This is a genomic window from Vibrio quintilis, assembly GCF_024529975.1.
GTDB lineage: Bacteria > Pseudomonadota > Gammaproteobacteria > Enterobacterales > Vibrionaceae > Vibrio > Vibrio quintilis.
This window is the reverse complement of sequence record NZ_AP024897.1, coordinates 684,838-709,847: the sequence shown is the minus strand read 5'-3', so window position 1 is coordinate 709,847 and position 25,010 is coordinate 684,838. Positions and strand designations below refer to the sequence as shown.

Here is a 25,010-nt window from a genome sequence, read left to right as displayed (position 1 = left end):
TCAAATGTTGCAGCAATTCCTAAAAGCTGGACAGGCATACAGTCATATTCAAATCATGACGATTTTTATCCTAACTTCGTGCGTGTTTTGCCGGATAGTATATTTGAGGAAAAGGTGATAATCTCTTTGCAATACAATTAGTTAACAATGCGCGTTTTTACTGGTCTAATGAGGTAAACGCGCATGCGCACTAATAAAATGTTAGGCAAACTAGCTTCAGCAATCAAAAAAATCAGACAGGAGTTATATATGTCAAAAGAACTGGCTTTACTTCAGTTTATAGAAAATAATGACGGTTTAATTTGTGAGGATTATTCAAACGAGATTGAATCTTCAGGTATTTCAGTAGAGTTGTTAGATGAGCTGATTGAAAACTTTGGGTTGGACACTCAGGAAATTTCAGAAGAATACGGCTCAGCTGAAAAATCCACATACAGTTTCATTCCAAACGATAAGATCGATGACATTATTGAGTTTTTGGAAGACCGATACATTAGAGAGATTGAATCTACAGCGCATCAGCTTGGATTGACAGATAACAGTCAAGGAAATGCTCAAATAATAGTAAATGGGCAAAGTAGAGAGACTCGCCTTAGTTTAAGACTCTTTCTCAATGTATTTTCTTTAATCGAACTAAAAAACACTCAATTTAAACAAGATAACTTCACCTTTATCAAGGTAAGAGGGTGAATCATGGCAGATAAGAAGAAAAAAACAGGAAAAAAAGCTGAGATGCTTACAGCTAGAGCTGTATGTGATATAGCTTTGAAAGAAGATAGATTCGACTTTACTAGAAATACAACAACTAATACTCCCGACCTCGGTGCTGACTTAATACTTCACTGTCCAGAAAACACTGGTGAAAAAATGAAAGAAATAGCCGAAACTGGAGAGTCCACAATCGAACTAGAGGGAAAATCAACCCAAATTCGAATTGATGCAAAAGATCCAAAAGATAAAGTTCAAAAAGATGATGCTAAAAAGTTTGTAGGTGATATTCGTAAGCATCCTCTAGTAAGTGAGCACTGGTTAGTGGGGGGTAAAAGTCTTACCGCACCAGCAAGGAAATTTATTGAAGAAAATACTGACTGGGCGACTGTCAGGTACTTTAGTCAAAATGAGATTGAGAAGATCGCTACATATTATCAATCTTTGCCTGATCCAGATGATGAGTAAGTTAGCCTAACAAACGACTATGGTACAAAATGCTATTTTTCCATACCTGAATTAATCCGTGAAAAGCTAATTTGAAAAAATCGCTAACTCAAAAGTGTCCGTGCGACCTGAAGTCGTATGAAGCGTTGTTCACCGCTTTATGAGTGAACCGTCTGTATCACCAGATGAACCTACGAGCCTGAATAAAGCAGCGGCTCGGACAATGTAACGAAACTTGGCCGTTGGGCTGAGTGGGAACAGAATCGTGAGAGGACGTTTCTCCTGAAAACCACAATTCGGGTAAGTGCTAGGTAGTCAGTATGATGAACGTATGTGAATCCATTCAAGGTGCGTTATATGATGAAGCAGCGGAAGTGGTTAATACGCTGTGGCCAAAAGGCAATGAGAGTTGGAAAGAGGTTGGACAGTACTCTTTCGTGGTCACTGCACTCTCCGCACTATAGTGGGCATCTAACCTGACATTTTACGTAACATACGGAACAGGGTAAGCCTGTATCACTCCCTTTGGGAAAGCCTTTGTGGCCGATAGTGATGCAGGTATAGGAGGTCGGAAAAAGCGAAAGCTACATTGTAATGATGCAGATACAGACTTATGTCTGATCACGAAAGTGAGCCCACTTCCGACTGGTCTCCCATTGCGAGAGAATTTGAAGAACTTTATTCAAGGAGGAAAGCAAATGGTGATCTCGAAAGAGATTGGTGCATCTTCTGACGGCGCTCAATGGCAGTCCATCGACTGGAAATCCATTGAAGCACACGTATTGAAGCTTCAAATGCGTATCGCAAAAGCAACGAGAGAAAAGAAATACGGTAAGGTGAAGTCCTTACAGTGGCTCTTGACTCATTCTCGCTCAGCCAAGCTTCTTGCAGTTAAGCGAGTCTCTCAGAATAAAGGCAGTAAAACGCCTGGAATAGACGGTGTCACCTGGACCACAGATGCACGCCGTATGAAAGCAGTCAATCAACTGAGCCGCAAGGCTTACTCTGCAAAACCACTTAAACGTATCTACATTCCCAAAAAGAACGGTAAGCTCAGGCCATTGGGTATTCCATGCATGATTGATAGAGCGCAACAAGCCCTCCATCTTCTAGCATTCGAACCAGTGTCCGAAACGCTTGCCGACCTCAATAGCTATGGGTTTAGGACAAATCGCAGCACGGCTGACGCCGTCAGTCAGTGTTTCAAATGTTTGGCTCTAAAGCGATCAGCGAAATGGGTTCTTGAGGGAGATATTAAGGCTTGCTTCGACAAAATCGGGCATCAATGGCTTATGGACAATATCACGGTAGATAAACGTATGTTAGAGCAATGGTTAAAGTCTGGCTATGTGGATAAGGGTCTGTTCTATGATACCGATGAAGGTACACCTCAAGGTGGAATAATCTCTCCAACCTTGATGCTAATGACTCTCGCGGGAATAGAGCAACAAATAAAATCTACAGCCCTGAAAAAGGGGGCTAGAGCCAACTTTATCGGTTATGCGGATGATTTCGTGGTTACTTGCTCTTCAAAGGAAGTGCTAGTGAACGACATCAAACCGTTGGTAGCTGGCTTTTTGGCAGAAAGAGGGTTAGCCCTCTCCGAAGAGAAAACGAAGATCACTCATATTGATGATGGCTTTAACTTTCTAGGCTTCAATCACAGGAAGTACAAAGGCAAATTGCTCATCAAACCGAGCAAATCCAACACGCTGTTATTCTTGAGAAATCTACGAGAACTCATTAAAAAGCACGCAACCATCCCTGTTAACGATCTTATCAAGTTGATAAATCCGAAACTCAGGGGATGGGCGAATTACTATCGCCACTGTGTTGCTAAACAAATATTCGGGTATGTCGGCCACAAACTATTCCAAGCGCTATGGCACTGGGCAGTTAGGCGTCATCCAACCAAGTCCAAAGACTGGGTTGTTCATAAGTACTTTCTCAATCGTAAAGGCCAATGGCAATTTCACGGTTGGCAGAAAATCATGAACATGGACTGTCACTTCAATCTGTTCCAAATAGCGAAAGTGCCTATCGAAAGACACGTGAAAATTAGGAGTGCTGCTACCCCTTTTGACCCTCAATACCAAGAATACTTGGCGAAGAGAAAACCCAAAAGGCTAGCTCGTAACTCTTGGAACGAACCTGCTTCGACTGCTTTATAAGTTGCTGGGTATCAATGATGCCTTAGTGGAGGCTTGAGCCGTATGCAGTGAAAGTTGCACGTACGGTTCTTAGAGGGGCGGCACTTGGTAACAAGTGTCGTCTACTCGACAGAAACAAGTTCCCCTAACCAATCAACCCCACAGCCGCCGCCTTATGCTCAGGTGCCAAATGAGCATAACGCAGCGTCATTTTTAGATCTGAGTGGCCTAACAGTTCACGAACGGTGTTGAGGTCAACGCCAGCCATTACCAACTTACTGGCGAAGTGGTGGCGGAGATCGTGAAAACGGAAATTTTTTATCTCTGCATCCGCCAGCAGATTCAGCCATGCTTTTTTAATATCGGTGATCGGTAAATCATCATAGCCATTGGTGAAAACATATCGCTTATCCGGGTTTTGGCTACGCCAGCCCTCAAGCAGATTCAGCGCCGTTTCATTGAGTGGAATCACCCGGCTTTTCTTTGATTTGGCATTGGTGCCTTTTACGGTCAGATATCGGCGTTCAAGATTGATGTCGCTCCATTCCAGAGAAAATAACTCCCCTTTTCTTAATCCGGAATGCATCGCCAATAAAATAATCGGCTCAATATGATCAACAAACCGCACTGACTTTAAATCCATCATCTCATCCCGGCCTCTGACCTGACGGTGATTATTGGCTGAATCGCGCTTAGTCCGGATGAGTTCATTTCTGTCTGTGATGGCCTGAAGCAAGGCTTTCTCTTCGTCAACAGAAAGGTATCTGATCCGGGTATTATCTTCTTTGGGGATTTTCACCTTCTTTAAATCATGAGATTCGATAAAGCCCCATTCAACGGCTCTGGATAATGCCCCTTTCAAGGCATTAAAAGAAGCGGCAATCGTTGCCGAAGCCCGGCCATCTTCTTTCCGTTTTGCAACCCACTTTTGCATCATAAAGGCTGAAATATCAGGAATGGATGTATCCAGATAATCAGCAAAGGTACTGACCATTTGCTTATAAAGTCTTTGGGCGGTTTTCGGATTGCGGCTAATCAGGAAAGGCAAATATTCTTTTTCAAGGAAAATACCCAATCGCAGACTTTTTTTAATCTCGGTTTGGCGTTTTTTCTCTTTGCGGTTTTCCTGAACGTCTTGTCCTTTCGCAACTTCACCTAACTTTTCTCTTGCCAGATCTCTTGCCTGTGCCGGGGTCAGGTCAGAGGCCGGGCCGATCTTATAATTCGCTTGCTTGCCGTTAATCCGGTAGTATAAGTAATAGACAACTTTACCGGATTCAAACTTGAGCGCATGAAACCCGCTCACCTCAGTATCGTTGATTCTCCGCTCTGCAACTGTCAGTTGTTTTAAAGAAGCATTGGTAATTTTTTTCTTTACTGCCATCACTCAGATCCAGCCAATGATTTATTTATAGCATATTTATAGCAAAATAATTGGTTCCTGATAACCCACAGTGAACAACAAAATACGGGGTATATAATAAAAACCATTAAATAACAGTAAGTTAATTATATATTCTTGTTCTTTCCTGTACATTGCAAAACATTCAAAATCGCTCTCATAATCGGCAGGTCCTGGGTTCGAGTCCCGGAAGGCCCACCATCTATTTCAAAGGTTAGTAGCGATAGTCGTTACTAACCTTTTTTGTTGCCTGAAGACATTTAGATTACATTGCCCCCCCATGCCCCCGCCTCCATTTTTCCACCGCTTGATCAGATATCTCTTCAGGATAACAAACCGGAGCGTATCCGCCGGGTTTACTCCATGCGCTGCGTTTGCCGCATCGATGACCATTAGAAGCGCGGCTGTATGGGCAGGGGCAATTACCCGGATAACGACGAATCGAGTCGTGAATGATTTGCTGCCTGACCTGAGCATCAGACATTTCTTCCTTGGATAAAGCAGTAAGCGGGCTGAATAAAAACAGAATAAGCAATACAATGGATACTTTCATTTTCGTCTCTTCACCTTAGCAAAAGTGGCAAGCACGGCTACAGCTAACGACACGAACTAAACTCACTGATTTCAATACAATCACATATAAATATAGACACACATCCACAAACAAAGCAGATCAAAAAGAAAAACAGATAGCAAATGATCTTATCTGGCTTTGCAGGAAGATTAACAAGCCAGACTCAATCCCGCTTCACCCCCTTGCCCAACCCAAAATATGCAGATATATTAATATTTTTCTAATCAGTTCAAACAGCAATCATTCTCTATGGATCTCATCTTCTTACCACTTATCATTCCCTTCTTTTACCGCTCCCGTTTTTGCCTGAAAGATATCCTGTTTAATCTGTTGTATCTCTCCTATTGTGTGACCACCACATGGGTGCTGGATATTCCGCCGGGCCACAGAATCGGCGCGCTTATAGGTATTCCGGTGTTTTCATATCTGATTTACTACTTCCCGGAGCTGGTCGACCAACGCGGGCAGTACCCGATAGAAAATTCGGCTGTGGCTGGCTTAATCTTTATTTTTGTACTCGCTGTGATTCTGTTCTGAGCCCCTCACAATACGCACCTTCAAACCCTGGATATGCTCCTCTAATCTGGCACTCCGCCAAAACCAGTGTTAGCCTTAAAAGATGTGTGAAAACAAACAGTAGGCTATAAACATGGCGTCAGAAGGCATGGCAGACAATATTTCAGACCGGAAAGCAACCGACACACCAAACGCATTGCCGCCAGTGATTGCCGGGCCAATTCTGCGCAAGGTGGAAGCCTCGTCTGCATGTTTCTGGCTGGCCTGTTCCGCTGATTATCAAATTCAGATTAACTGTCAGCGCGGCGGTGCCCGCTTACCTGCGACGCAGCAGGTGCAACAGGTCAAAGTTGGCACGCATCTTTGGGTAAATCTGGTCACGGTTGCGTTTGAATCTCCGCTTACAGAAGGAGACTGGATTGACTATTCAGTCTCATTCATCCATCAGCATCCGCAGACTGACGCGCTGGATGCGTTGCATCAATCCCTCTGTTATGACGACGAACAATCACCGGGCTTTGTTTATCAGCCCCATATCAGCTCTGTGCTGCACGGCTCATGTCGCAAACCTCATCACCACAATGAACCCGAGCCGGATAAAGATGATTGTGGCGACGGCCTCGCGGTTGCCGATGAACTGCTGGCAAATTCGGATAAAGAGGCATGGCCGGGTCTGTTTGTGATGTCCGGCGACCAGATCTATGCCGACGATGTGGCCGGACCGGTACTATATGCAATTCATCAGGTAATCCGGTTACTGGGCCTGCCGGATGAATCTATCGCCTCAGACCATCCGGACAACTTTGCAAAGTTGCATCATCAGGCACCTCTCTACTACCAGCGTGAAACCATACTCCCGCAGACTCAGCTTGCTGAAGCAGTCAAAAAACAGTTCTTCGGCGGCGGCGAAAAACCGGTCTTTACCAGTGATACCGCGCACAACCATTTAATGACCTTCAGTGAAGTGGTTGCTATGTATCTGCTGGTCTGGTCGCCTGAATTATGGGCCTTCATCGATCTGTCTCTCCCTGACGGGCTGGATGCGGAACAGCAGCGTACTTATCAGACCGAGACCAGATACACTCAATGCTTTCAAACCCATCTCATCCGGGCCAGAAGAGTGATGGCCCACCTGCCCTGTGCAATGATGTTTGATGATCATGATGTCACCGATGACTGGAACCTCAGCGCCGGATGGGAAAAATCTGCCTATGATCACCCGATCTCCAAACGGATTATCGGCAATGCGCTGATGGGCTATTTCCTGTTTCAGGGCTGGGGTAACAATCCAAAACAGTTTGATTCAGCCTTCATCCACCAGCTGAATCAGGCAATCACGCACCTTGGTGAACCGGCTCATGATGACTTCCTGAACCAGCTGATTCGCTATGATCAATGGCACTATGTGTGGGAAACAACGCCCGCACTGGTCGTATTAGATACCCGGACCCGCCGGTGGCGTTCCGAGCGAAACCTGAATAAACCTTCCGGGCTGATGGACTGGGAAGCCCTGACTGATTTACAACGCGAGCTAATCAACCGGGACAGCGTATTACTGGTTTCCCCTGCTCCGGTGTTTGGCGTCAAACTGATTGAAGCCACCCAAAAGGTTTTTACCTGGTTTGGCAAACCTCTGCTGGTGGACGCAGAAAACTGGATGGCGCACTCCGGCTCCGCCCATGCGCTGATGAACCTGTTCAAACATCCGAAGACGCCGAAAAACTTCGTGATCTTATCCGGTGATGTTCACTACTCTTTTGCTTATCACATTGAAGTCAAAGGCTTAAAAAGCAGCCCGGATATCTGGCAAATCACCAGCAGCGGCTTCAGGAATGAGTTTCCGGATAAATTACTGAGCTGGTTTGACCGCCTGAACCGCTGGTTATATGCGCCCTGGTCACCGTTGAACCTGTTAACCAAAAGACGTGGTATGTGGGTTGCGCCCTACAAGCCGGAACAAAGAGAAAAAGGAGAGCGGTTACTCAATGGTGCCGGAGTCGGACTGGTTCAGCTCGACGAACATGGCGCCCCCCGGCAGATTGCCCAGTTGATGCCGGGCAGAAAAAAGGTCCGGTTCCTGAAAAGCGATGAAGACCGCCAGTTAGAATAACCAGACCTGTTTGATGCCGGTAATTGATACCGGCAGACGGTTATGCCATGTACTGACCACCGTTAATATTGATCACCTGGCCTGTGATATAACCAGACATGGCATGTGAAGCCAGATAAGCAAAGGTCGGGGCCATTTCTTCTGCGGTGCCTAAACGCCCCATTGGAATCCCTTTGCTGATACGTGCTTTCGTCGCATCATCTTTGTCCGCATGAAATGCAGTATCAACCGTACCCGGCGATACCACATTAAACCGGATGTTGTCTTTGGCGTAAGTTTTCGCCCATGAACGATTGATGCTGTGCAGCCACCCTTTTGAAGCAGCATACAAAGAAGCACCGGGACCGCCACCAGAATCCGCAGCAATTGAACCCACATTGATCACGGAAGCAGACCAGTGATCCTGGCTGGCCGACTGTTTCAGATACGGCAGTGCCAGACGCACCATAGTCTGGGCGGAGCGCATATTCAGATACGCGACATCATCAAAAAACTCTGCATCGATTTCATCGGTATTTTTGCGATCAACCAGTCCGCCAACATTGTTGATCAACACATCAATTCCGCCGTGCAGCGCTGCAAACTCAGAGACAAAACGTTCACAGGCTGCATCATCTGCAAAATCCACCTGATGGAAAGTCGCAGAACCCTCAAAACGATTCAGTTCTGCCAGTGTCTCTTCGATATCACTATGCTGGCGATAAGAAGTCAGAGTCACGTGAGCCCCGGCCTTTGCCAGATATTTAGCGGTCGCCAGACCAATACCGCCGGTAGAGCCGGTGATAATCACACGTTTGTTGCGAAGATCATTGAGCATGATGTCATCCTGTTGATATTTATCAAAAAAATTATGTCAAAGAAAATAGTGTCAGAGAAAGAGTTGTGATCTTCTCATTTTTAAAACGTGGTTTCAATTTTATCAGACAACAGAAAATCATTCACCATCGCCCCGACCAGCTCCGGAGATTCCTGATGAGACGCATGCGCCGTCAGGGGAATACTCACAAAATGACAATCTGCGATTTTTGTTTTCAGCAATTCAGCTTCACTCAATGCAAACAGAAAATCATCTTCCCCGCGGAGAATCAGTGTCGGGCAGCGAATATCCTCAACGGAGCGGCCGGGATAACCTGTTGCTGAACTGTCCAGCCACAGCACTTTCACCAATGACACCAGACGCTCAAAATCCGGCTCCGGATTCAACGCCTTATATCTTTCCACATCGTTCGGATAACGCGCCATCCACATTTCAGCGGTAAGGCTTTGCAGCAACGCCACCGAGACATCATCTTTTTCCAGACGCCACTGGGCGCCCAGCGTCATTAAACGTTCAACCCGCTCAGGGTGCGCTGCCGCCAGACGGTAAGCAACAATGCCCCCGTCGCTGAAACCAAAAATGGCAAACTGTTCAATATCTAAATAAGCAAGCACCGCTTCGACATCTTTCTGATACTGCGCATAAGTCAGAGGCACATCACCCGGCGTAGACCGGCCATGCCCGCGAAAATCGACCCGAATCAACCGGAACGTTGACGATAAATGCTGCACCATCGCATTCATTTCTTCACTGCGGCCTAAACCGCCATGCATCAGCAGGAGTGGCCTGCCGTCTTTGTTACCTGATAATTCGTAGTAAATTTTTCCGCCATCCAGAAGGATATAACCCGTTGTTTTCATTATTTTCCGGCCTTACATTGAAAGAGATTGTTCTGAAAAATGAAGTCTGCCTGATTGTACTGTCAGCTTTTGTCAGTAGTCTGCATTCCCCTTCCGGTATTACTGGTCGTGCTCAGGTTCTAAAATACGGCTTAACAGTTGCTGGCATTGCTTCAGATTATTGATTTCATCTTCCATCACAACAATTTTCTTTTCAACCTGTTGCCTGAGCGCCGGACAGATTTGATCAGCATTTTTCCCGGAGAGATGACAAGCCAGCAAAGGGCGGATTTCATCAAGTGTTAAACCCGCCCGGTTCAGCACTTTGATCTTTTCAATCAGCAGGACATGGCTTTGATTGTACTCTCTGTAACCGGATTCCAGCCGCTCCGGCGATATCAATGCTTTCTCTTCGTAATAACGCAGCATGCGGATACTAATCCCTGTCTGTGCTGCCAGCTGACCGATTTTCATATCATTCCCCCTTGACCCTGACACTAATGTCACAGTTTATCATGGCGCTCCGGTCAACAAAGGAGAAAAACATGCTGAAATTAATTTGCCTGGTCAAACGTCATCCATCACTCAGTCAGGAAGCATTCGAAAAGCACTGGAAAACCAACCATGCCGCCCTGATCAGAAAACATGCCGGCTTACTCGGCATCCGTGGCTATGTGCAAAACACCCGGCTCAAACATGATCAGGCACAGCAACAACTTGAAACGATACGGGGATTAGTAAGCCATGAGTTTGATGGCTGTGCCGAACTTTGGTGGGATGATATGCAAAGCCATCTGGATGCCAGAAAAACCCCGGAAGGTGCCAAAGCACTTCAGGAAATCATTGAAGATGAGCAGCGCTTTATTGACCCGTCACAGTCCTGTATGTGGTATTGCGGGGAGCATACTGTTTTAGCATTGACTGACAGTCAATAGTCAGGCAGGACATCTTCAGGCTCTGCCACTCATTCATGTACACTTTTACATCAATATGTTTACATTTTAAACAGCGCACTACCTGAAGATAAGTCCAATGAAATCATCATAATAACTCAATCAATAGATTCATAATTATTGATGCATATCAATGATGCAGAACATTGTTCAGTTTGATATCATTGCGCGAATTTTTTATTGAGTGAGTTATTTTTAATGGAATCAGCAATCAAGGAAAAAACTTCAAGCAGTAGTTTCTCTCTTATTCTGGAACATAACCGGAATGAAATGGAAAAAATAGAAGCACTAAGTAAAAAACCAATAACAGCGACACCCAGAAATATTCTTTTTGGCCTGATGATTTTTGTACTTGTGCTTTTACTCGGAGCATTTGCAATACAAATCATCAGTGGTGTCATTGCTTTAATCACATTGATCATCAGCACAGCAGTCATATTCCTCGGATTACGTTTTCTCAAGTCGATGGACCCATTCATCCGGCAGAAAACACAGAATATCCTGATTAACAAAATGACCCAGGAAGCACGCAAAAATGCGATCGCTCAGCTGGATAATCAGGTCATCAAAAATGCAGAACGACTGAATATTGCCAGAACAGCCCGTAACAAAATGGGAGCAACTATTGAGTCATTGAAATCCCAGATTCATGAAAAAAATGCAGGAAAGCCTATCTACGAACGGAAAAAGGAAATTCTGAGCCGGGTTCAGACCGCTTATGATCAGGTCTTAGTCAATCTTGATCATGCAGCAAAAGCGAATCAGGCTTTTGAAGAAAAAGTCAAAGAATATAAAGATATGGAAGCATTCGCAGCTCAGGCCAGTGAAGCAATGAAATATTTCAGAAATACCGGGGACACACAACTGGAAGATATGCTCTCTCTGGAAGCATTCAATCAAATTGAATCAGATTTCAACACAGCACTGATTGATATTGAAAACAATGTACGGGATATGAGCATCGATCTCGACTAAACACTGCCGGAATAATACTCAAGGATAAACAGAACATGAAAGAAAAAGAGACTATTTCAAAAAGTACGGTCTGGATGACCAGAACCATTGTCATTTTATTCATATTAGTCGCAGTCACTGGTGTTTTATCTTTCTTCAGTGGTTCATCTTCACAAGCTGAATATCACCGGAACGGTGCTTATTCAGAAGAGAATCCATTTAATTAATCAGGGTATATCAAGAATGTTGTCAAAAAGAATTTTGTTAGCTTGTTTCCTGCCTGTTGTTATTTTAAGTACAAATTTACACGCAGCGCCAAAATTAAAACCCCAGACAATTAAAGTGGGTACGGGAAGTAAATCCGGCAATTACTACGCAATGGCGGAAGATATCAGGAACTACTGTGAAGAAGATTTAACGCAGGGTTCCGTGTTTCTGCCTCAGACAAGTGATGGCTCAGTCGATAATATTCTGGGCATGGGAAATAAACAGTTCAGTGCTGCTGTTGTTCAGGAAGATGTGTTGCAGTATTTTTCAAAAACACAGCCAAGAAAAGTCAATACCAACCGGATGAAGATTATCTCCGGACTACACATGGAATCAGTCCATCTGCTTGTACCTAAAGGATACAAAGGTGATCAAGGGAATGGTTTGAAAAACATGCTGGGATCGTTATTCAACAATAAAACCCAAAAAGCAATTTCTATTGGCATGCTCAAAGGACAAACCATCGGTTCCTGGGGCGGCAGCGTCGTTAGTGCAAAAGCTCTCAGTTTCTTTATGCAGCTGAATTTAAACGTTGTTGAAATTCCGGAAAAAGATCGTTCAGCTCCAAATATCCCTTTATTACTTGTCGGCGGTCATCCATACAAGCCCGTACAAAAACTTCTGGAAACAGGAAGATACGTACTGATACCTATTGATTACGCAGAATTAAAAGATAAGGCTCCGTTTTACCTGAAATCTTCAATCAGTTATAAAAATAGTGGCAAAATTACCAGTGTTTCCACCTTTGGTGTCCGGGCACTGCTGATTGGTAAGTCATTCCGTCGCGAATCCAGAAATACCAACATGATTAATCTTGCAAAATGTATTCAGGATAGTTTAGTTGATCTGGCCGATGATCCGGATACAAACCCGGCCTGGAGTTCAGTTTACGAACTGGAAGAAGATGGCGAACAAACCAGCTGGAGTTATTTTCCTCTGTAATCCAACTCATTAATCTAACCGGGACAGCAGCATGAATCTGGATTGTTGCTGTTCCGGAAACAGGGAAGATTACCTCCGCAATCCCTCTCCGACATACAGTAAATGATCCCATGGCAGAGGCTGCTGTTTATCCGCTTCTTCAACAATCGAATCCAGTGTGGCACGCAGTACAAACTGAGTCTCGCGGAGACCGGCATGACAAACAATCACAGCGGGCGTATCTCCCGGATAATGCTTTTTCAATTGCCCGATCGTATCGGCTAAATCCATTCTCATACTGAACAGGATTAGCGTGGCACCGCTTGCAGCCAGTTGATCCAGACGCTCGCTGTATTCCATCACCTCACTCAGTACAACCGGGTGATCATAATTTCCGGTAATTTCCTGCCCCAGTGCCGCATTCGCTGCGTTAAAACTGGAGATACCGGGAACCACTTCCGGGTTTAAATCAGCAAATTCTCTTAGATAGCCGGATTGCGGACTATAGATTGTCGGATCACCAAAATCCATCACAACAACAATTTTCCCCTGACCGACTGCACCACGAATAAGCTGGCGGATCTTATCTTCTTCACCATCCTGAGCCGTATTAAAATCCGCATCAATAAAAAAAGCATGTCCCGGATCGTGGACTTCTTTTCCTGCCAGCACATCGGCAAACAGCTTGCTGACAAATGGCATCGCCAACACGATATCAGCCTGCTGAATCAGCTTATACGCCCGCAACGTGATGTTGTCTGTATCCCCGATTCCGGCACTGACCAGATAAAATTTTCCTGCTTCTTGTCCCATCATTATATCCTTGTCTGAATAAATAAGAACCTCATCTCATAATAAGTGAGATGATATATCATTACACATAGCACGACAAGGTAAATGAGAATAATTATCAATAACTTTATTTCAGACCATGTCTGTAACGTTGCCAGTCAAAACTCAGTCCGGGGTCCGTTTTTCTGATCGGCGCAATAAACTGATGTCCGGTGATACGCTGGCTGGTAATTTGGGGAAAATGCTGCAAAAGCGTGCGGGTTAATAAAGTCAGCGAGTGATACTGCGCTTCGGTATAAGCTGTAAATTCAGTCCCTTCCAGTTCAATACCGATCGAATAATCATTACACCGCTCCCGGCCGGCAAAAGATGAAATGCCCGCATGCCATGCCCGATCCTGAAACGACACAAACTGAAGCACCTCACCATCTCTGGTGATCACACAGTGCGCAGAAACCTTCATCTTTTCAATCACCTGAAAAAAAGGATGTGCAGAAGCATTCAGCCGGCCGGTAAAGAACTGCCCGATATACGGGCCGCCAAACTGACCGGGTGGCAGGCTGATGCAATGAATCACCAGCAGGGAAATAGCATCACCGGGTGGACGGGCATCAAAGAAAGGAGAAGGAATATGCTTTGCCTGCGTATACCAGCCATTTTTATCGATCATTTTTACTCTCAGTACAGGATCAGTGAATCATTTACCGGAAAGAATCCCGGCAATATCAGTCGATTCATTCTATATTCAGAAATATATAAATAAGCTGCTGAATTTCACACTCAGTCAGCGTATCATGCCACTTTCTTTTAACCAGAGTTAGTCATTTCTTGCAATGAAAAACAGTCATAACAGTCAGGCGCGCCTTGAATACCTGCGCAAACAACTCCCGGATGATATTGCCCGTTCAGTCAGAGAAACATTACTGGAAGATATGGGTGGCATTCTGGACCCGGACCGCGACGTAACCGCGTCTCTGATCCCGGCAGATCAACAGAATACAGCGATTTTGATCACCAGAGAAGATGGTGTCTTTTGTGGACAGGCATGGGCTGAAGAAGTTTTTCGTCAATTAGGCGGACAGGTAACCATTGAATGGTTTGTACAGGACGGTGATCCGGTACAGGCGAATCAGACCATTTGTCAGCTTACCGGCCCGGCACGCCTGCTGCTGACGGGCGAACGCAATGCCATGAATTTTATTCAAACCCTGTCAGGCTGCGCAACGCAAACCGCAACTTATGTGGCCTGCTTACAGGAAACCGGCTGCAAACTGCTGGACACCCGTAAAACCATTCCCGGCCTGAGAAATGCACTGAAATACGCAGTCGCCTGTGGTGGCGGATATAATCACCGGATTGGTGTGTTTGATGCCTACCTGATTAAAGAAAATCACATTATTGCCTGCCACGGGATCGCCGGTGCGATCGAAACAGCAAAACGGCTCAACCCGGATAAACCGGTAGAAATTGAAACCGAATCTCTCGATGAAATGACAACAGCGATCGAAGCGGGTGCCGATATCGTCATGCTGGATAATTTTACCCGGGAGATGATGGTGAAAGCAGTCAGGATTAATGCCGGCCGTGCAACCTTAGAAGTCTCGGGGAATGTCACGCTGGACACTCTGTATGATTTTGCCTCAACCGGTGTGGATTATATTTCCGTCGGTGCATTAACCAAGCATATTCAGGCGCTGGATTTATCCATGCGTTTTCAGGAATAAAACGACTTTTCGCTCAGATGATTCTGACGAACTAAAACGTTAAGCTGATCGCGATTTTCTGTATACGGACTGTCAATGTTGAATGGCAGTCCGTTTTTCTTTCCGTATGATTCGGCTTCTGGCTTTTCCCTTCTCAGTGATACCCGCTATCGTCATTGCCTCTCCCGCTTATTTGTAAGAGTAATGATCGATGAAGAAATACAGCTCGCTGTCATGGCAGGGTTTTACGCTGGTTGAACTGATGATCGTAGTTGCGATCATCGGGATTCTCTCCGCCATCGCGATCCCCGCTTATCAGCACTATATCCGTAAATCTGAACTAACCGTCGGTATCAGCACAGCCAGTGCCCTGACCACCAATATTGATCTGTTCATTCAGGAAAACGGTCATTTTCCGGCAGACACAAATATCAGTGATTTAGGTGCGACCGCCACAATGAGCTCTCTCGGCGCCCTGAGCCTGAAACCTGACACGAAAAACACCAGCCAGGGGATTTTGACTTTTGAGTTCAATGACACCAGCTCACTGAATGGTAAAAAAGTTCAGTGGATGAAACAGGAAACCAGCTGGACATGCACGCAGAATGCGCTGGAAGATGTGAAAAACTGTCCTGCCAGCACCAGCACAGCCGGGTAAATAATGATGACACCACTATTACAATTACTCTGTGCCGGCGACATTTTATCTACGGCACAGGCCGATGAGCTGACAACTCAGGTTCAGGCCCAATCCGTCAGCGCCTTAACTGCGGTGATGGCTTCCGGGATTATCTCCGCTGAAGCGCTGGCAGATTACCTCTCTTCTCAGTTGAATCTCCGCCAGATCCGGCTGGAAAAATATCCTTATGATGAGTTTTGCCGCCAGCTCAATATCACAGAACTGGCCCTCAGATATCAGGCGCTTCCGGTTGAAGTCAGTGAAGAGTGGCTCGTCCTTGCTGCCGGAGACCCATCCATACCACAGCTCAGGGAAGACTTTCAGTTTGTGACCGGACTGCATATTGAACTGGTTCTGTGTAATGCGGATTCATTACAATCGGCTTTAAAAGACCTTCGGCAACCCAAGCAACCCAGCCACGCCGCCCAACATCAGCCTGAAGCACAGATCCGCGAAGAAGAAAGTCATTATGACTCATCCCTTTCCCCGGATGACAGTAATCCGATCAGTCAGTATTTACATCAGGTGTTATATGAAGCGTGGCAGCAAAAAGCATCAGATATTCATTTTGAACCGTATGAGTTTTCCTACCGGATCAGAATGCGGCTGAACGGCATATTAGTGACGACACACGCCCCCCCTCACAATATCAGCCGCAGGCTTGCTTCACATATCAAAGTACTGGCCGATCTCAACATTGCAGAACGCCGTCTGCCACAGGATGGACGGATAAAATTCAGTGCAGACAAAAAAACCGGGATTGATTTGCGGGTTTCGGTCCTTCCGGCACAGTGGGGAGAAAAAATTGTTATCCGTTTGCTGAACATTAAAACGCAGGCACTGGAGATCGATCATCTGGGTTATACAGACCATCAGTTACATCTGTTCCGGCAGTCGATTCATAAGCCGCAGGGTATGATCCTGATTACCGGCCCGACCGGAAGCGGCAAGACCATTACCCTGTATTCAGCACTCAATGAAATCAATACGGACTCAAAAAATATTTCCACAGTAGAAGATCCGGTTGAAATCTCCCTGTCAGGGATCAATCAGGTACAAATCAATGAAAAGATCGGATTGAGTTTCAGCCAGACACTCAGGGCAATGCTGCGCCAGGATCCGGATATTATTATGGTTGGAGAAATCAGAGATAAAGAAACAGCAACCATTGCCCTTCGCGCTGCCCAGACGGGTCATCTGGTTTTTTCAACACTGCATACCAATTCAGCCAGGGCCACATTTGTCAGGCTACAACAAATGGGATTCGAATCCTATCTGCTGAATTCAGCCATCCGGTTGATTGTGGCGCAAAGGCTTGTCCGGCGGCTTTGTCCGCTGTGTAAGCAACCAATCACCAAGCCACCGGCCATATCCAGCCAGCTCAATCCCGGTGCAGTGATATTTCAGGCAAACCCTCAGGGCTGTCATGCCTGCATTGGCGGATATCAGGGACGTATGGGTCTTTTTGAGATGCTGCTTCCCGGAGCTGAGAATCATCCCCATACCGGCAATGGTGTTTACATCGTGAATGAGATGCCATCCAAAACTGCTCCAAAGGAAAACAATACATTATGGCAGGATGGCATCCGTAAAGTAGAGCAGGGACTGACTTCCGTAGAAGAACTCTACCGGGTTTTAGAATCACCCGGTTCATATGAGGACAATCAATGACAGACCCCATAAATGCCATCAAACGCTGGCGCTGGATAAACCGAAACACGGCCTCAGGAAAACGCCGGGGTTACCTCTGGGCCACCACTCAGGAGGAAGCATTTGCCCAGCTCCGACAGCAGCATATCATCATCACGCATCTGTATCCGGCGCCCCTGAATACGCTTGAAAAAATACGCAGCAGAATCACTCAACAGGATATTACTCACCTGACAAGACAACTAGCTACCATGTTATCAGCCGGGTTAACCATTCCTGACGCCCTGAGCTTACTCTCTTCCCAATCTAAAAAACCGGCAATGCAGGTTCTGCTGCGCAACATTCATCATCAAATTACCCACGGTTCATCTGTTGCGGAGAGCTTCGAAAGTGCCACATCCGCTTTTCAGACCATTTATATCCGCCTGATCCGGGCCGGCGAAACTTCAGGGCAACTGGATAAAACGTTTGAACAGTTAGCACGTTATCAGGAAAGAAAAGAACATATCCGGGCCAAATCGGTGAAAGCTGCTATTTATCCGTGTATCGTCATGATCAGTGCGATTCTTCTCACCTGTCTCATGCTGACAACAATTATTCCCAAATTCGAACTCATGTTCCGCCAGTTTGATGCTTCACTTCCCTGGTTCACCTGTCTGGTTTTATCACTGTCTCACCAGTTACAAAATCATATATGCCTGTTATTAATCATAACGCTGCTAATCATCACCTCGCTCCGGTTACTCTGCCGGCATGTTGCCATATGCCGGTTGATGGCCGAAAAATTCATAACAGGTTTACCGGTCTTTGGAAAGTTATTCACAGAAACCGCCCTGATTCGAAGTTGCCGAACCCTTGCAAGCTGCTACCATTGTGGTATTCCTGTTCTGGAATGTATACAAAACGCACAACATGTAGCTGGCCTCATCTGTTATGAACATGCATTTGCCCGGGTTATACAGCAAGTCTCCGGCGGAACTCCCCTTTACACAGCACTCCGGCAGACTCAGTCCTTTCCTGAGCTGATGATTCAAATGGTGATGGTCGGGGAAGAATCTGACAATCTGGATAACATGCTTGGCCGGGTTGCCGATCATTATGAAAGCCGTATAGATCAAATGGTTGACCATTTAGGGCAATTAACAGAACCGCTGATTATTTTGCTTCTGGGTGTGATCGTCGGCGGCTTGATTATCGCAATGTATTTACCTTTATTTAACTTAATGGCCGTCGTGGGATAGTATACTCGGGGCGAATTAACTGACTGTTTTGTAAAATGGTCTGATTCAGCCTGACCACGACAGAAGAGACTGAAGCTCTTGATACAGAAATATCATCACACTGAGAACATTTAATGGACGCTTTCTTTTTTTATCCCTGGTTATTTCCTTTGTTTGTTACCATCTTCGGGCTGATTATTGGCAGTTTTCTCAATGTTGTCATCTACCGCTTACCTCAAATGATGACGCTTGCCTGGAAGCAGGACTTTGCGGAAACATTTCCTGAATATGAAATTCCGATCACGGATAAGCCCGTAACTCTGAGCCGGCCACATTCATTTTGCCCTCACTGCCATCATCCCATCCGGCCCTGGCATAATATTCCTGTGATCAGCTGGCTGTTTCTGCGGGGAAAATGTGCGTACTGTCAGGAGAAAATTTCAGCCCGCTATCCACTGATTGAACTGGTCTCAGCCACAGCCAGTTGTGTGATTGCACTTCATACCGGAATGACCTTATACACAGCAGCACTCCTGTTGTTTACTTTCGCTGTCATTGCAGCTGCAATGATTGATTTAGATACGATGTTACTGCCTGATTCCATTACGCTGCCACTGATGTGGGGAGGAATTCTGCTTTCTTTAGCTGGTCTCTCCCCGATGTCCCTGGATTCAGCTGTGATTGGGGCGATAGCCGGTTATTTATCGCTCTGGTCCGTGTACTGGATATTCAAACTATTAACCAAAAAAGAAGGGATGGGATACGGAGACTTTAAGCTCTTCGCTGCACTCGGCGCCTGGATGGGCTGGCAAATGCTGCCAATCATCATTTTTATTGCCTCAATTATTGGCATCATGTTTGGCGTAACTTTTTTACTGATGAAAAAAGATGATATCAACCAGGGGTTTCCTTTTGGTCCGTCTTTAGCCATCGCCGGATGGTTGTGTCTGATTTGGGGTGCTGACATTCTGAACTGGTATTCACTCATTCTCACCGGAACCGGAGGATAAAATGGCTTTTGTTGTGGGACTCACTGGCGGGATAGCCAGCGGAAAATCCACAGTTGCGGAGATATTTTCCCGCGATTTCGGAATAGATATTATCGATGCAGATATCATTGCCAGACAGGTTGTGGCGCAAGGTACTCCGGGGCTGAAAGCTATCGAAGATCACTTTGGTCAGAAAATAATTCTTGATGATGGTTCATTGAACCGGGCAAAACTCAGAGAAATCATCTTTACTTATCCTGAAGAGAAACAATGGCTGGATCAATTACTTCACCCCATGATCAGAGAAGAAATGCAGCGGGCACTGAATCAGGTCAACTCTGCTTATGCATTATTGGTTGTTCCGCTACTGGTTGAAAATCAACTGCAGCATTTAGCGCAGCGGATACTGGTTGTAGATGTCAGCGAATCAACACAAATCGAACGGGTGATGTTACGCGATGGTGTCAGCAGGCAACAGGCTCAGAATATTTTGTCATCACAGGCAACACGTTCTGAACGGCTTGCTGTCGCAAATGACGTGATTAAAAATGATACAGAAAACAATAAACTTTTGTCCCGTGTCACAGAATTACATCAAAAGTATCTGGCAATTATCAGTAAAAATTTGTGAGAATAGAAATAACGGTAATAAAGGCTAGCTAAATGACCACGCATTACTTTGAACACCCTTTAAACGAGAAAACTCGTATTTATCTGAGAGTTGAGGCTTTGCTTGCACAGCTCCATGCGGCGTCCCAATTTAGTAATCAATACCAACATCAGTTATTTTTCCGCGCACTTTTTGATCTGCTGGATATTTTCGAACAAATCCAGTTACGCAATGAATTAGCAAAAGACCTCGAAAAACAGAAAAATATTTATCGTAACTGGATGGATGTAGATGGCGTCGACCAGCATGTTCTGCAAACCTTGCTGACAGAAATCGATGATATACATACCAGTCTGATTAATTCAGACAGGTTCGGCATCGAATTAAAAGATGAACGGTTCCTGACAACAATCCGCCAGCGATTCAATTTGCCCGGCGGTTCATGCTGCTTTGACCTGCCAGCATTACATTACTGGCTCCGCTTGCCGGTTGAAGACAAACAAAGAGATGCAAAATCCTGGATTCAGTCATTACATCCGCTTGCAGCTGCTTTACATATCTGGCTGAAACTGGCCAGAGAAACCGGGCACTTCAAAGCGCATACAGCACATGAAGGCTTCTATCAGAGCGATGCCGAAGAAGCGAATATTCTCCGGTTAAACATTCCCCTTGAATATGGCGTTTATCCAATGATATCGGGACATAAAAACCGTTTTGCGATAAAATTTATTGAATTCGAATCAAGTCAGGCCTGTTCACGGGATGTTCATTTTGAACTGGCAATTTGTAGTTAACGGATCAAGATAAATTTATGAGTAAAAAAGTCACCACTGTTAAATGTCCTCACTGTAATAAAGCTGTGGAATGGAGTGAACAAAGTCCCTTTCGCCCTTTTTGTAGCAAGAAGTGCCAGATGATTGATTTCGGTACATGGGCCAATGAAGAAAAGGCTATTCCCGGCGCGCCGGATATGTCAGATGCTGATGGCTGGTCCGAAGATCATACCTCTGTATAAATCCTTTCTGCTCTGCACCTGAAATTTCTCTTTCAGGTGTAATATTTCCGCCTCCCTGTTCGTCTTAAGACTTATACACAGACAACCTGAAGATGAAGATTTCAGTGCCAGGAGAATTTGAAAGGTGGGTTCATTCCAGCATTCTCTTTCCTTGAACTGTACTTTTCAGCTGCAGGCTGAACCATTCATCTTCAGGTTGCCTGGATATAAAGCTTCATTCATATTGAAATGAATCGCTTTTGCACTGTATTCATAAGATATATCAATTGTTAAAATTTATGTGAACTTCATGTATTCCGGTAACTTGCGTATACACTTATCAAATACAGGGAATACCTCAAGAGATGAGTAATGACACAACTAAATTCTAATATTCAACCATCAGAAATATCAGGGAAAGCTATTTTCCATGACGCGGATTTCATCGAATCCCTGAGAAAACAAATGGTGAAATTTGCCATTTTACAGATACAGGATGAACACCTGGCCGAAGATGCCGTTCAGGAAGCCATCATCTCAGCCTACCAAAATATCGATAAATTTGAGCGCCAGGCTGCGTTAAAAACATGGATTTTTGCCATTCTGAAAAACAAGTTAATTGACTTGCTGAGAAAAGAAAAACGCACAACAGCAGCCAGCCAGCTTGAATCAGGACATTGTTCTGACGGCTATTGTGGCAATGAAGAAGGGCTGATGGAACAGCTGTTTAATAAAAACGGACACTGGCATAAACATGAACGGCCGGTGAAATGGCAGCAGCCGGATTCCGGTATTGAAAGCGAACATTTCTGGCGGGTATTTGAAACCTGTCTGAACGCACTCCCTGAACGTTACGGCCGCCTGTTTATGATGCGTGAATTCCTTGAACTTGAGTCAACAGAGATTTGCCACAATGAAACAATTTCGGTTAACCATCTGAATGTCACTTTGTACCGGGCACGACTGAGACTCAGAGAGTGTCTGGAAAACAACTGGTATCTGCAGGAGAAATCATCATGAACTGTAAACAAGCAACCCGGCTCCTTTCTGAACAGATGGAGCGCCCATTGTCCGCAAAAGAGATCATTGCACTTCGGGTTCACACTGCAATGTGTGTGGGTTGTCGTCGCTTTGGTATCCAAATGAAAGATCTCAGAGACATTTCAAAGGGTTATGTAAATGGAGAAAATAATAATCCAGAAAAATAAAAAAAGTTGCATTTCAGGTGTAATACTTTCATAGAGTCTCCCGTCAAATAAGGGAATAAACAAACAATCTAGTGAGGAATACACCATGAATAAATCAACAGCATCTCTGGCACTTGCTTTAACGACGGCGGTCTCTCTTTCAGCTGCAACTTTACCTGCTCATGCCGGTGGGAAAGAAAAATGTTATGGCGTAGCACTGGCAGGACAAAATGACTGCGCAGCAGGCCCGGGAACATCTTGTGCCGGAACGTCAAAAACAGATTATCAGGGCAATGCCTGGAAACTGGTTCCTAAAGGTACCTGTATGGAGATGAAATCTCCGACTTCACCAACCGGTCATGGTCAGCTCAAAGCATTCTAAGGTTTTTGTATGAATCAACCCTTGTTATTGAGTTCCGGAGGCACAACGCCTCCGTCTTTTCCGGCTTTATCCGGGGTGAGTCTGAAACCCCGTTATTTTCAGACCATTCTGGAAAACCTGCCTCAGGTTGGTTTTTTTGAAATTCATGCAGAGAATTATTTATCTTCCGGCGGTCCGGCAATCCATTATCTTGAAAAAATCCGTGAGCATTACCCGGTGACAGTTCATGGTGTCGGGTTATCAATCGGCGGAGAAGCACCGCTGAATCCGGAACATTTAGAGCGGGTTGCAAAGCTGGTGGAATGGATTGACCCGATTGTGTTTTCAGAACATCTGGCCTGGTCAAGTCACTTTAGTCATTTTTTCAATGACTTACTTCCGGTGCCATATACACAGAAAACACTGCAACAGGTTTGCAATCATATTGATCAGGTTCAGGAACGGCTTCAGCGTCAGATATTAATCGAAAATCCTTCGACCTATTTCCGGTTTGCTGAGAGTACGCTGGATGAAACCACATTTATCAGCCAGATTGCCCGGCGAACCGGCTGCCAACTGCTTCTGGATGTGAATAATGTCGAAGTTTCCTGCTTTAACCACAGACAGGATCCTTATGAATATATTCGTCGCTTTCCGCTTCAGGACGTTGCTCAAATCCATCTGGCCGGTTATGCACTGGATCAGAATGAAGAGGTTCCGCTGAAGATCGATGCCCACGATCGTGAAGTCTCTGAAGATGTCTGGCAACTGTATCAGTACATGCTGGAATTATCCGGAGATAAACCCACACTCATCGAGTGGGACGGGCAGTTACCCGAGTTCGAAACACTGCAGCGTCAGGCAATCCAGGCCGATGGAATTCGCAGGAATATACCAATCCGGCAGCCACAGGGAGGACGCCATGCAACATCACTTTAGCCAGTCGATTCTTTTTGAGCAGGATAAGATACTGACCTATATGAAAGCCGACTCCTCCAGCGAGAAGAAGATCCGTTTATCGATCTATCGGAATAATGTGTTCAGTTCTCTGATTGAAGCCCTGGGCGAAGTTTTTCCGGTGTGCAAAATGCTCGTCGGCTCTCAGTGTTTTGATGCGCTGGCCTATCAATACATCCAGCATACACCGCCATCCAGCCCTGTGCTGAGTGAATATGGCGGCGAATTCGCAAATTTTGTGACCCAATTTCCTGAACTGGCGGGCATACCCTACCTGAACGAACTTGCCCGGCTGGAATATCAGCTGCTTCAGTTAACCCATGCCGCAGAAGATAAAACCCTGTCACCCGGGGAAATTCAGCAAAAAATCATGGGATTTGATGATCCGACACTCACCCAATGGCAACTGACCAAAAATATTCTTTTGTGGAAAACCACCTATGCGGTCGGTTCAATTTATCTGGCGCATCAGGCCGGTTCACAGAAAAATTTAGAAAATATTGACTGGCAAAAACCCGAATTCTTATTACTGACCAAGAAAAATTTATATGGTCATTTCTACCTGATTTCCTCTGAAGAGTGGCACATGCTTTCTCAGTTTCTGCTTGGGCACTCCTTTGCTCAGGCATGTGCTCACCTTGACGAAGAAGGTTTATCTGATATGTTCGCTAACATCGTCCAAAAGCCTGTTATTAAAGAAATCCACAAGGTTCAGGGAGATAAATCATGCTGATAAACCCATTCAGAACGCTACTAAGTTCGCAATGGATTGAGTCTGTTGCTCTGTTAACCGGGCGCTTTGCGCTTGCTGCCGTCTTCTGGCTTTCAGGACAAACAAAGGTCGAAGGTTTTTCCCTGAATCTGATGAAGGAAGGGGATATACAATTAGGCTGGCCGGTATTGAAAGACAGCACATTATTTTTATTTGAACATGAATATAACCTGCCACTCATCGACTATACGCTGGCAGCACAGATGGCAACTATCGCAGAACATCTGCTCCCGGTCTTGTTACTGGCAGGGTTCATGACTCAGCTGGCCGCTTTCGGCATATTTGTAATGACGCTGGTCATTCAGATCTTTGTCTATCCCGATGCTTATCCGACCCATGCAACCTGGCTGGCTATCAGCTTATTTCTGATGATTCGCGGTGGCGGGCAATTTGCCGTGGATTACTGGTTCCCTTCCCGCAGAATTACCTGACCTCTTC

30 protein-coding genes are annotated in these 25,010 nt (G+C 45.4%); 23 read left to right on the top strand and 7 right to left on the bottom strand.

Annotation, left to right across the window (positions count from 1 at the left end; translation table 11 throughout):
- Window positions 1–183: 183 nt before the first annotated feature.
- The 3 genes from OC443_RS03465 to ltrA all read left to right on the top strand — a co-directional run bounded on the left by OC443_RS03465 (window position 184) and on the right by ltrA (window position 3,326).
- The gene (locus OC443_RS03465) at window positions 184–690 is read left to right on the top strand and encodes a hypothetical protein (RefSeq protein WP_073586603.1); all 507 of its coding nucleotides are present in this window, start codon (window positions 184–186) and stop codon (window positions 688–690) included.
- 3 nt (window positions 691–693) lie between these two features.
- Window positions 694–1,176: a hypothetical protein gene (locus tag OC443_RS03460; protein ID WP_073586604.1), complete on the top strand. Its 483-nt coding sequence runs from the start codon at window positions 694–696 to the stop codon at window positions 1,174–1,176.
- Between the two features lie 677 nt (window positions 1,177–1,853).
- The gene (gene ltrA / locus OC443_RS03455; protein ID WP_200796999.1) at window positions 1,854–3,326 is read left to right on the top strand and encodes a group II intron reverse transcriptase/maturase; all 1,473 of its coding nucleotides are present in this window, start codon (window positions 1,854–1,856) and stop codon (window positions 3,324–3,326) included.
- A 124-nt stretch (window positions 3,327–3,450) separates the two neighbouring features.
- On the opposite strand, the gene OC443_RS03450 is transcribed toward ltrA, so the two are convergent.
- Complete coding sequence (locus OC443_RS03450) at window positions 3,451–4,689, bottom strand: site-specific integrase (RefSeq protein WP_073581697.1); 1,239 nt, start codon at window positions 4,687–4,689, stop codon at window positions 3,451–3,453.
- Window positions 4,690–4,972: 283 nt separating this feature from the next.
- Window positions 4,973–5,260 (bottom strand): hypothetical protein, encoded by a 288-nt coding sequence (locus OC443_RS03445; protein WP_073581699.1) that lies wholly within the window; start codon window positions 5,258–5,260, stop codon window positions 4,973–4,975.
- Window positions 5,261–5,530: 270 nt separating this feature from the next.
- Here OC443_RS03445 and OC443_RS03440 point away from each other — a divergent pair, with 270 nt between their 5' ends.
- Together OC443_RS03440 and OC443_RS03435 are read left to right on the top strand one after the other, a co-directional pair.
- A complete protein-coding gene (locus OC443_RS03440; RefSeq protein WP_073581701.1) occupies window positions 5,531–5,818 on the top strand; it encodes a hypothetical protein in 288 nt (95 codons plus the stop codon).
- A 127-nt stretch (window positions 5,819–5,945) separates the two neighbouring features.
- Entirely contained in the window at window positions 5,946–7,907 is a 1,962-nt protein-coding gene (locus OC443_RS03435) for an alkaline phosphatase D family protein (RefSeq protein WP_073581703.1), read from the top strand.
- A gap of 40 nt (window positions 7,908–7,947) precedes the next feature.
- Here the strand turns inward: OC443_RS03435 and OC443_RS03430 are convergent, their stop codons facing one another.
- From OC443_RS03430 to OC443_RS03420, 3 genes are all read right to left on the bottom strand, one after another.
- Entirely contained in the window at window positions 7,948–8,724 is a 777-nt protein-coding gene (locus tag OC443_RS03430; RefSeq protein ID WP_073581705.1) for an SDR family NAD(P)-dependent oxidoreductase, read from the bottom strand.
- Between the two features lie 80 nt (window positions 8,725–8,804).
- A complete protein-coding gene (locus tag OC443_RS03425; RefSeq protein WP_073581707.1) occupies window positions 8,805–9,584 on the bottom strand; it encodes an alpha/beta fold hydrolase in 780 nt (259 codons plus the stop codon).
- A 99-nt stretch (window positions 9,585–9,683) separates the two neighbouring features.
- Window positions 9,684–10,037, bottom strand: a complete 354-nt coding sequence (locus OC443_RS03420; protein ID WP_073581709.1) for a MerR family transcriptional regulator — start codon at window positions 10,035–10,037, stop codon at window positions 9,684–9,686.
- Window positions 10,038–10,108: 71 nt separating this feature from the next.
- Between OC443_RS03420 and OC443_RS03415 the strand changes: the two genes are divergently transcribed.
- The 4 genes from OC443_RS03415 (at window position 10,109) to OC443_RS03400 (ending at window position 12,679) form a co-directional block, all read left to right on the top strand.
- Window positions 10,109–10,498, top strand: a complete 390-nt coding sequence (locus OC443_RS03415) for an EthD domain-containing protein (RefSeq protein WP_073581711.1) — start codon at window positions 10,109–10,111, stop codon at window positions 10,496–10,498.
- A gap of 216 nt (window positions 10,499–10,714) precedes the next feature.
- Window positions 10,715–11,491, top strand: a complete 777-nt coding sequence (locus OC443_RS03410) for a hypothetical protein (RefSeq protein ID WP_073581713.1) — start codon at window positions 10,715–10,717, stop codon at window positions 11,489–11,491.
- Window positions 11,492–11,526: 35 nt separating this feature from the next.
- Window positions 11,527–11,697, top strand: a complete 171-nt coding sequence (locus OC443_RS03405) for a hypothetical protein (RefSeq protein ID WP_159440316.1) — start codon at window positions 11,527–11,529, stop codon at window positions 11,695–11,697.
- Between the two features lie 16 nt (window positions 11,698–11,713).
- Entirely contained in the window at window positions 11,714–12,679 is a 966-nt protein-coding gene (locus tag OC443_RS03400; protein WP_073581715.1) for a TAXI family TRAP transporter solute-binding subunit, read from the top strand.
- 69 nt (window positions 12,680–12,748) lie between these two features.
- Here the strand turns inward: OC443_RS03400 and OC443_RS03395 are convergent, their stop codons facing one another.
- Both OC443_RS03395 and ampD read right to left on the bottom strand, forming a co-directional pair.
- The gene (locus OC443_RS03395) at window positions 12,749–13,474 is read right to left on the bottom strand and encodes an SAM-dependent methyltransferase (protein ID WP_083601572.1); all 726 of its coding nucleotides are present in this window, start codon (window positions 13,472–13,474) and stop codon (window positions 12,749–12,751) included.
- 103 nt (window positions 13,475–13,577) lie between these two features.
- Entirely contained in the window at window positions 13,578–14,120 is a 543-nt protein-coding gene (gene ampD, locus OC443_RS03390; protein ID WP_073581719.1) for a 1,6-anhydro-N-acetylmuramyl-L-alanine amidase AmpD, read from the bottom strand.
- A 163-nt stretch (window positions 14,121–14,283) separates the two neighbouring features.
- Between ampD and nadC the strand changes: the two genes are divergently transcribed.
- The 14 genes from nadC to OC443_RS03315 all read left to right on the top strand — a co-directional run bounded on the left by nadC (window position 14,284) and on the right by OC443_RS03315 (window position 25,003).
- Window positions 14,284–15,174, top strand: a complete 891-nt coding sequence (nadC, locus tag OC443_RS03385) for a carboxylating nicotinate-nucleotide diphosphorylase (protein ID WP_073581721.1) — start codon at window positions 14,284–14,286, stop codon at window positions 15,172–15,174.
- A 190-nt stretch (window positions 15,175–15,364) separates the two neighbouring features.
- On the top strand, window positions 15,365–15,811 hold the full coding sequence (locus OC443_RS03375; RefSeq protein ID WP_073581723.1) for a pilin: 447 nt from the start codon (window positions 15,365–15,367) through the stop codon (window positions 15,809–15,811).
- A 3-nt stretch (window positions 15,812–15,814) separates the two neighbouring features.
- Complete coding sequence (locus OC443_RS03370) at window positions 15,815–17,503, top strand: GspE/PulE family protein (RefSeq protein WP_073581725.1); 1,689 nt, start codon at window positions 15,815–15,817, stop codon at window positions 17,501–17,503.
- Complete coding sequence (locus tag OC443_RS03365; protein WP_073581727.1) at window positions 17,500–18,723, top strand: type II secretion system F family protein; 1,224 nt, start codon at window positions 17,500–17,502, stop codon at window positions 18,721–18,723. Before OC443_RS03370 ends, OC443_RS03365 begins: the two co-directional genes overlap by 4 nt.
- A 113-nt stretch (window positions 18,724–18,836) precedes the next feature.
- Complete coding sequence (locus tag OC443_RS03360) at window positions 18,837–19,712, top strand: prepilin peptidase (RefSeq protein WP_073581729.1); 876 nt, start codon at window positions 18,837–18,839, stop codon at window positions 19,710–19,712.
- 1 nt (window position 19,713) lies between these two features.
- Window positions 19,714–20,322 carry a dephospho-CoA kinase gene (gene coaE / locus OC443_RS03355; RefSeq protein WP_073581731.1) on the top strand — a complete coding sequence of 203 codons (609 nt, stop codon included), beginning with the start codon at window positions 19,714–19,716 and terminating at the stop codon, window positions 20,320–20,322.
- A 32-nt stretch (window positions 20,323–20,354) separates the two neighbouring features.
- Window positions 20,355–21,095: a cell division protein ZapD gene (zapD, locus tag OC443_RS03350; protein WP_073581733.1), complete on the top strand. Its 741-nt coding sequence runs from the start codon at window positions 20,355–20,357 to the stop codon at window positions 21,093–21,095.
- Window positions 21,096–21,112: 17 nt separating this feature from the next.
- On the top strand, window positions 21,113–21,316 hold the full coding sequence (gene yacG, locus OC443_RS03345) for a DNA gyrase inhibitor YacG (protein ID WP_073581735.1): 204 nt from the start codon (window positions 21,113–21,115) through the stop codon (window positions 21,314–21,316).
- A 351-nt stretch (window positions 21,317–21,667) separates the two neighbouring features.
- On the top strand, window positions 21,668–22,315 hold the full coding sequence (locus tag OC443_RS03340; protein ID WP_073581737.1) for an RNA polymerase factor sigma-70: 648 nt from the start codon (window positions 21,668–21,670) through the stop codon (window positions 22,313–22,315).
- The gene (locus tag OC443_RS03335; protein WP_083601573.1) at window positions 22,312–22,503 is read left to right on the top strand and encodes a zf-HC2 domain-containing protein; all 192 of its coding nucleotides are present in this window, start codon (window positions 22,312–22,314) and stop codon (window positions 22,501–22,503) included. Before OC443_RS03340 ends, OC443_RS03335 begins: the two co-directional genes overlap by 4 nt.
- 85 nt (window positions 22,504–22,588) lie before the next feature.
- Window positions 22,589–22,864 (top strand): BufA1 family periplasmic bufferin-type metallophore, encoded by a 276-nt coding sequence (locus OC443_RS03330; RefSeq protein WP_073581739.1) that lies wholly within the window; start codon window positions 22,589–22,591, stop codon window positions 22,862–22,864.
- A gap of 9 nt (window positions 22,865–22,873) precedes the next feature.
- On the top strand, window positions 22,874–23,782 hold the full coding sequence (gene bufB / locus OC443_RS03325) for an MNIO family bufferin maturase (protein WP_073581741.1): 909 nt from the start codon (window positions 22,874–22,876) through the stop codon (window positions 23,780–23,782).
- Entirely contained in the window at window positions 23,766–24,533 is a 768-nt protein-coding gene (locus tag OC443_RS03320; RefSeq protein WP_073581743.1) for an HvfC/BufC N-terminal domain-containing protein, read from the top strand. The genes bufB and OC443_RS03320 overlap by 17 nt, the downstream gene beginning before the upstream one ends.
- Complete coding sequence (locus OC443_RS03315; protein WP_073581745.1) at window positions 24,527–25,003, top strand: DoxX family protein; 477 nt, start codon at window positions 24,527–24,529, stop codon at window positions 25,001–25,003. Before OC443_RS03320 ends, OC443_RS03315 begins: the two co-directional genes overlap by 7 nt.
- The last annotated feature ends 7 nt before the right edge of the window (window positions 25,004–25,010 follow it).